The sequence below is a fragment of the Enterobacter sp. 342 genome (genome assembly GCF_036663495.1).
GTDB lineage: Bacteria > Pseudomonadota > Gammaproteobacteria > Enterobacterales > Enterobacteriaceae > Enterobacter.
On record NZ_JAWUEI010000006.1, the window covers coordinates 196,593 to 204,133 of the forward strand.

Genomic DNA, 7,541 nt, shown 5'->3' on the forward strand with positions numbered 1-7,541 from the left:
AGGAGAGTTCGGTGGAGCATATTGATCACATCCTTGTCGTCGATGACGACAGGGATATTCGTGAACTGATTGTCGACTATCTCATTAAGTCCGGTTATCGCGCGACCAGTGCGGCAAACGGTAAAGAGATGCGTGCCGTGCTGGATAAACAGCATATCGACCTGGTGGTGCTGGATGTCATGATGCCCGGTGATGATGGTCTCACCCTGTGTCGACAGCTTCGCAGCGGCAAACACAAAGATCTGCCCATTCTGATGCTGACGGCGCGCAGCGAAGAGACTGACAGGATCCTGGGACTGGAAATGGGGGCGGACGATTACGTTGTGAAGCCGTTTGTCGCCCGTGAGCTACTGGCACGTATTAAAGCAATTTTACGGCGGTTTCGCACAATGCCGCCTAATTTACAGGTGACCGAGGCAGGACGACTGGTGATGTTTGGCGAATGGCAACTGGATACCGTCGCCCGCCACTTAATTGACCCGGAAGGGGTGATCGTGGCGCTCAGCGGGGCGGAGTATCGCCTGCTGCGCGTATTCCTCGACCACCCTCAACGCGTTCTTACCCGGGATCAGTTGCTCAACCTGACGCAAGGGCGAGACGCCGAACTGTTTGAACGTTCAATCGATTTGCTCGTAAGCCGGGTTCGCCAGCGTTTAAATGAAGACGCCCGCACGCCTGCCTATATTAAAACCGTGCGCAGTGAAGGCTACGTTTTTACCATGCCCGTGATAATCAAAGAGGTTAATGAATGACGCTTTGGCCACGCTCACTGCTTGCCCGACTGCTGATCATTGTGCTTGCGGGTCTCTTGCTGGCCAACGCCCTGAGTCTGACGCTGGTCATGATTGAACGAATGCACAGTGCCCGCACGGTGATGCTCGGTAATCTGGAATACGATGTTGCAACCAGCGTGGCCATATTAGACCGGTTACCCGCCAGTGAACGCGCGGCCTGGCTTCCGCGACTTGAACGGGGTAACTATCGTTATATCCTCGGTGCAGGTGAGTCTGGCGCCGCGCCGACGGATAAGCGTTCGCAGGATGCCATCCGTACGTTAAAAGAGACCCTCGCGGCCCACTATCCGCTCAGTTTTACCGCTGTTCCGGGGTCTGTTTCCCATATTCAGGCGCATCTCACATTGCATGATGGCTCGCCGCTGACCATTGACCTGATCCCCCGAATGCCGCCGGTCGCAAGCTGGTTACCTGTTGTTCTCATCCTGCAACTGTTGCTCCTTGCTGCCTGCTCCTGGATCGCGGTGCGACAGGTGATACGGCCTTTTTCACAATTTACCCATGCGGTAGATACGCTGGATCCTTCGGCAAATGCCCCTATGAAAGAGAAGGGACCAGTTGAAGTACAACGAGCAGCGCATGCCTTCAATGCAATGCAGGCTCGCATCCAGTCCTATATAAAGGACCGCGCGCAGATCCTCGCCTCCATTTCTCATGATCTCCAGACCCCAATAACACGCATGAAACTGCGTGTCGAAATGGCAGAACAACCTGAGCTTCGCGACAAGCTATTAAATGACCTTGATAACATGTCGCGTCTGGTGCGGGAGGGCATTGCATATGCCCGGTCATCAGAATCACTGGAAGAGACGTCGCTGAAACTGGAGTTGAACGCGTGGGTTAATAGCATAGCCTGCGATTATCAGGACATTGGTAAAAACGTGCAGTTTCAGGCAAGCGAGTCTCGTTTACCAATAGTTACGCGCCCGCAGGCGCTTCGCCGGGTGATGACTAATTTGCTGGATAACGCGCTGAAATTTGGCGAATGTGCCGTCATCGCTATTGATGATTCATCTGCCCAGGAGCTTGTCATTCACATTATGGACACAGGGCCAGGAATACCCGAGGCCGAGCTCACGGCCGTGTTGCAGCCGTTTTATCGGGTTGAAACATCACGTAACCGTGACACCGGCGGAACCGGGCTTGGTCTGGCTATTGCCGCGCAGCTCACCGCCCAACTCGAAGGAAAGCTGAAGCTGGTGAACCGCGCAGAGGGAGGACTTGACGTCTCCATTGCACTGCCGCGTCGCTGATTGTACGGCTTTGTATCTCCCGGCAGACAGATACAGAGCCAGACAAAATCCCCTGTTTTACACATATCCTGAACACATCGATACGATGAAATAGCCTCACTGCAGCGTCGCAGCATCTGTCATGTGAGGTCACTATGTTTCTGATAATTGCTTTCCTGGGTGGGATGATAAGCCTGCTCAGTCCATGTACGCTCCCGGTTATTCCACTCCTGTTCGCCGGTTTTCAGGGGCAACGACGACATATTCTGGCGCTCTTTGCGGGGATGATCGTGATGTTCACCCTGGTGGCGATGGCCGTCACTGTCGCCAGCGAGTGGATTGCAGAGGCAACCCTCATCGGGCGCTGGGTCGCGCTTGTCATTCTGGCTATCGCCGCGCTGAGCTTAATCTTCCCGTCCTTCGCCCAGCGCATTGCACGGCCTGCCGTCAGCGTGGGAAATATCCTGAACACGCGAAGCGGGCAAACGCGCGGTATAGCATCGGCTTTTCTGGCAGGACTAGCCGTCGGGTTGCTCTGGTCTCCCTGTGCCGGACCGATTCTGGGCGCCATTTTCAGCATTAACATTGCAGGACATTCGGCCATTGCGACGGGGGCTCTGCTGGCCGCCTATGGCAGCGGATGCGCGCTGATGCTGGGGTTGCTTATTGTCGGCGGGCGCAAACTGGTGGCACCGCTGAGAACAAAGTCGGCGCTGATGGAGAGATTACGCCAGACCGCGGGGGGAGTGATGCTTGCGGCTGTGGCTTTGAATGCAACAGGTGTAACGTCCATATTAAAAGGCGCTAACGGCGTCGCCGACTATCTGGAAACGTCGTTGCTGAATCTGGCAAAACCGGCAACTACACCTGTGAAGCTCCAGCCAGTCGTGCTGACTGAGCCCAGCAGTCAGTTACCTTCTTTAAGCGGTGGAACAGGGTGGATAAATGGTGACAGCGTCACGTCTGAGTCGCTGCGCGGTAAGGTAGTGCTGATCGATTTCTGGACATGGGACTGTATCAACTGCCAGCATACGCTCCCGCATGTTCGTGACTGGGCGACAAAATACCAGTCACAGGGTCTGGTGGTGATTGGGGTTCATACGCCAGAGTATCCCTGGGAAAAACCGCTTTCCTCGGTAAAAAATGCAGTGAATAAGTGGCAATTGCCCTATCGGGTTGTGACGGATAACAACTATCAAATCTGGAATGCTTTCGGCAACCAGTACTGGCCCGCACATTACTATTTTGATGCGAAAGGGCAGTTACGCTACACCTCTTTTGGCGAAGGCAACTATGAACAGCAAGAGAAGGTCATTCAACAGCTGCTCAAAGAAGCCCGATCATAACCCGTCAGGGCTGACGTTTCGCAACGATAAACAACCGTGGAAAAGCCAGCAGTATCTGCCCGTTTTCCTGGAGCGGATACTGCTCTTCCAGTAGTTCATGATAGCGTTTCAGAAAACGCTTCTGCTCGCTCTCATTTAGTTCCTGCAGCCACGGGCGTAAACCTGTGGCGCTGACCCAGTCAATAATGGCCTGGTGTGAGCTCATTTTATGAAAATAGGTTGTCCGCCAGATATCTACGTCGCAACCAGCCTCTGACAAAATATCAAAATAGGCATGTACGCCGGGTAACGGTTCACGACCACGATCAGGATAATCTTGCTCCAGCGCCACTTCACGCATCGCCACATGGGTGGGCTCGAGCCAGTTGTCAGGCATCTGGATCGCCAGCACACCATTTAACTTAAGCAGAGAGGCAAGGTGAGGCAGGAGATCGTAATGGTCGGGGATCCATTGCAGCGATGCGTTTGCGTAAATCAAACTCAGCGGCTGCCCTGGCTTATACTGGCGAATATCGGCCTCAACAAAATGGCAATCAGGTAACGCCTTACGTGCTTCTTCCAGCATCGCAGGTGAGTTATCAACTCCAGTGATATGTGCTGAGGGCCAGCGTTGCTTTAACAGGGCAGTACTGTTGCCTGGCCCACAGCCCAGATCAACGATGGAGGTGACCTCTTCCAGTGGAATTCTGGCGAGCAGTTCAGCGGCAGGACGCGTTCGTTCTGCACCATATTGCAGGTAAAGAGAAGGGTTCCAGTCAGCCATCGTCAGATCTCCGTTTTGCATGTTTTTGCAAGAATAGCACAGGCAGACACCTGCACAGTGGCAGGTGTCATGAGTTACGCAAATTACAAAATGCCTTTCAGTGCAACATGGTAAAGCAGCATGATGGTTTTCCCGTCGACGATCTTACCCGTTTCAATGCCCTGTAATGCTTCTTCCAGTGTCATTTCGAGTACATCGATATCTTCGCCCTCAGCCTTGATCCCGCCGCCTGAGCTGGTTTTGTCTTTCGGGTGGTACTCGGCAAGATAAAAATAGAGTTTTTCCGTAACGGAGCCTGGGCTCATATACGCTTCAAAAATTTTCTGCACGCATGAAACGCTAAACCCGGTTTCTTCTTCCGCTTCTGCTTTAATGCGGCTCTCCGGATCCATGTTATCGAGCAACCCGGCAGCGGCTTCGATCAAATCGTCCTCATGGCCGTTGATAAATACAGGAAAACGGAACTGGCGAGTCAGGATCACCGTCTTTTTCTCGCGATTGTAGAGCAGGATTGTCGCGCCGTTACCCCGGTCATAAACTTCGCGGTTTTGCCGCTGCCATTCGCCATCACGGCGCTGAAGGTCAAAGGTATATTTTTTAAGGACATACCAGTTATTTGACAGCGTTTCACTGTCAATAATGCGTACATCTGCACGTTTTGATTGCACGATTGTTCCTCCTTACGTAGAGTAATCATCATAACCAGCATTATCGTGCAACTTCAAGATTAAACATGCAACACCAGGAATCCTAATGCTCACCAGTCAGCGAAAACAATTGATTATTGAAAAGCTCGAAACCGAAGGGCAGGTTCAGTCTAAAGCACTTAGCATTCTCTTTGATGTCTCTGAAGACACTATACGGCGTGATCTACGTGAGCTGGCGGCAGAAGGGCGTTTGCAACGCGTTCATGGTGGCGCACTACCGTCATCTTCCGCTATTGCTCCGTTTGCGGAGCGTCAATCCGTTAAGATGGATGCGAAAAAAAAGGTGGCCCAAAAAGGCGCACAGCTCATTTCTTCGGGGCAGGTGGTGATCATTGACGGCGGGACAACGACCGCCGAACTGATTACGTTTTTACCTCCTGACTTACACATCACCGTGGTAACGCACAGCCCGAGTATCGCTCTGGGGCTGGTAACTCATCCTTCTGTCGAGGTGATTCTGATTGGTGGCCGCCTGTATAAACACTCTATTGTTGCTGTCGGCGCGGGTGCCATTGAAGGTATCGAAAATATTCACGCAGACCTGTTCTTTATGGGAGTGACCGGCATCCACCCTGACGCGGGACTGACGACCGGTGATTTTGAAGAAGCGTGCATCAAACGTGCATTTTCCGGCAGAGCCGCCGAGACGATTGTCCTGGCATCACCGGAAAAAATAAACACCGCGTCATCGTTTGTGATTGGCGATGTGTCTCTGGCGAATACCATCGTTGTTGATGGCAATACAGATGAGGACTGGATCCGTGCGTTATCGGAAAAAGGGGTCTCTGTCATTGCGTAAGTGAAAGGCTGGTCTATGCTAAAAAAGCGATCAGCCTTGATTGTGCGTTTTGAAAAATAACGATAATTCTCGCGTTTTCGGTGGCGAATATGAACAGGATTGTGCTCGCGCTTTTAACGGGATTTCTCTTCTCTGTGGTTGTTAATTCGCATGCAGCGGAACCTCGCCAGGAGCCCACTGAAAAGGAGCGCGCCCGCACGGTTTATATTTTCCATCAACCGATCGTCATGCTACAGGCAAAGTTCGGTCTTACCACGCCAGAAGAACGGGTGTTACGCATCCGCAATACGCTGCGAAATTTCACTGAAGCTGATGTTCGCGAACCGCTAAAGATTGTTTCGGTAACCCGTTATAACCAGCCGGGTAGGCTCATTGTGATGAACGGCAAACCGGTGATGCTCCTGACAACAGGCGATCTCGACGAGGGAGACGATCTTACCCTTGACCAGGCGGCGCAACGCGTACTGGCGCGTATGGAAGCACAACGTTCAGCCTTGAGCGTTCAATATAACAGCACCATGCTGGCGTTATCGGCGGTGAAAACCGTGGCGGGACTGCTGGGACTGGTACTGTTCTGGTATGGCGCGTACCGTTCCTGGCGCTGGATCAAACGTGTTTTCCGCCGGCGTATTTTTGAGAATCGAAGCTGGATACCTCAGCGCTGGCGGCGGTTTATCGGTGCTATCGAAACGCGCCTGTATGCGTTGTTGATGATTTTATTGGGAATTGTCGCACTCTATGTCTGGCTGAGTTGGACCTTCAGCCTGTTCCCCTGGACGCGCGTCTGGGGAGAGTCTCTGGGAGAGTGGTCCGTACGCGTGGTACGCGTGGTACGCGATATCGCGCTGTCGATTGTCTCAGCATTACCGGGCCTGTTGATTGTCCTGATCATTTTCCTTATTACCGCCTTTATTCTGAAATTGTTAAAGATGGTGCTCAACCAAGTGGAAGCAGGGCGTTTGCAACTGCCAGGCATCCATCCTGAAACGGTTGGTGCAACCCGCAAGCTGATTTCAGTCGTGGTGTGGCTCTTTGCACTTTCGGCAGCTTATCCTTTCTTACCCGGGGCAAATTCACTGGCTTTTAAAGGCATCAGTGTATTCTTTGGCCTGATGCTCACGCTGGGTTCTGCCGGGGTGATGAATCATGCAATGAGTGGTCTGGTTTTGATTTATTCACGTGCTCTTCGCAAAGGAGACATGATTCGGGTGGCAGATAATGAAGGGTTGGTAAGCGAAATTGGTATGCTTGCGACCAAAATTATCACCCGTGAAAACTACGTGGTTACCGTGCCGAATGCCGTCGTAGTAAGCGGTAAAATTACCAATTTGAGTGCGCAAAGCACGAACGGTGGCGTTAACCTGACGGTCAGTGTCACCATTGGTTACGACACGCCATGGCGTCAGGTGCATGCAATGTTAGAGCTGGCGGCCAAGCGTGCCAAAGGAATCGATCTTGCACAGCCACCGTTGGTGCGACAGTTGAGCCTGATGGATTGGTATATTGCCTACGAATTACAGGTACGGCTGCTTCCAAATGTGTCACTGGCAGATGCCCGTAACGAACTGCACAGCAATATTCAGGATGTCTTCAATGAATTTAACGTGCAGATCATGTCTCCGAACTTTGTACTGCAACCGGAAAACAGTGTGGTTGTGCCAAAAGAGAACTGGTATAGCGCGCCAGCGACGCCACCTGATGGCGGAAAATCATAATCGGCGATTGATAAGGTGCTTTCAGAGGTATCAATGTCCAGGGCACAATGGACAATGGACAATGGACAATGGGATGGTAAAAGCACAGATTTTCCATGCATTCATATTTGTCTAGCCAATGTTGAAATGTCGTGCTGAAAACAAAGCTGACCTGACGTCAGTGGAGAGTCTGGACAATGCCTTTT

General features: G+C 52.1%; 7 protein-coding genes. 5 read left to right on the top strand and 2 right to left on the bottom strand.

The annotated features are described in order from the left end of the window. Window positions 1-11 precede the first annotated feature (11 nt). From V6E55_RS07480 to V6E55_RS07490, 3 genes are all read left to right on the top strand, one after another. Window positions 12-752 (top strand): response regulator, encoded by a 741-nt coding sequence (locus V6E55_RS07480; protein ID WP_316942506.1) that lies wholly within the window; start codon window positions 12-14, stop codon window positions 750-752. Next, entirely contained in the window at window positions 749-2,047 is a 1,299-nt protein-coding gene (locus V6E55_RS07485) for an ATP-binding protein (RefSeq protein WP_316942507.1), read from the top strand. Before V6E55_RS07480 ends, V6E55_RS07485 begins: the two co-directional genes overlap by 4 nt. Window positions 2,048-2,181: 134 nt before the next feature. Continuing rightward, window positions 2,182-3,372 (top strand): cytochrome c biogenesis protein/redoxin, encoded by a 1,191-nt coding sequence (locus V6E55_RS07490; RefSeq protein WP_316942508.1) that lies wholly within the window; start codon window positions 2,182-2,184, stop codon window positions 3,370-3,372. Between the two features lie 4 nt (window positions 3,373-3,376). Here V6E55_RS07490 and tam read toward each other — a convergent pair whose 3' ends face one another. Next, window positions 3,377-4,135 (bottom strand): trans-aconitate 2-methyltransferase, encoded by a 759-nt coding sequence (gene tam, locus V6E55_RS07495; RefSeq protein WP_114977463.1) that lies wholly within the window; start codon window positions 4,133-4,135, stop codon window positions 3,377-3,379. An 83-nt stretch (window positions 4,136-4,218) separates the two neighbouring features. Then, window positions 4,219-4,803, bottom strand: coding sequence for an NUDIX domain-containing protein (locus tag V6E55_RS07500; RefSeq protein WP_049005520.1), 585 nt, complete (start codon window positions 4,801-4,803; stop codon window positions 4,219-4,221). Between the two features lie 85 nt (window positions 4,804-4,888). Here V6E55_RS07500 and V6E55_RS07505 point away from each other — a divergent pair, with 85 nt between their 5' ends. After that, entirely contained in the window at window positions 4,889-5,641 is a 753-nt protein-coding gene (locus V6E55_RS07505; RefSeq protein ID WP_316942510.1) for a DeoR/GlpR family DNA-binding transcription regulator, read from the top strand. Window positions 5,642-5,730: 89 nt separating this feature from the next. Next, window positions 5,731-7,356 carry a mechanosensitive ion channel family protein gene (locus tag V6E55_RS07510; RefSeq protein WP_316942511.1) on the top strand — a complete coding sequence of 542 codons (1,626 nt, stop codon included), beginning with the start codon at window positions 5,731-5,733 and terminating at the stop codon, window positions 7,354-7,356. Window positions 7,357-7,541: the final 185 nt, after the last annotated feature.

Coding starts and splice junctions, on each gene's coding strand:
- V6E55_RS07485 (WP_316942507.1), top strand. CDS start 749: ATGACGCTTTGGCCACGCTCACTGCTTGCCCGACTGCTGATCATTGTG.
- tam (WP_114977463.1), bottom strand. CDS start 4,135: ATGGCTGACTGGAACCCTTCTCTTTACCTGCAATATGGTGCAGAACGA.
- V6E55_RS07490 (WP_316942508.1), top strand. CDS start 2,182: ATGTTTCTGATAATTGCTTTCCTGGGTGGGATGATAAGCCTGCTCAGT.
- V6E55_RS07510 (WP_316942511.1), top strand. CDS start 5,731: ATGAACAGGATTGTGCTCGCGCTTTTAACGGGATTTCTCTTCTCTGTG.
- V6E55_RS07505 (WP_316942510.1), top strand. CDS start 4,889: ATGCTCACCAGTCAGCGAAAACAATTGATTATTGAAAAGCTCGAAACC.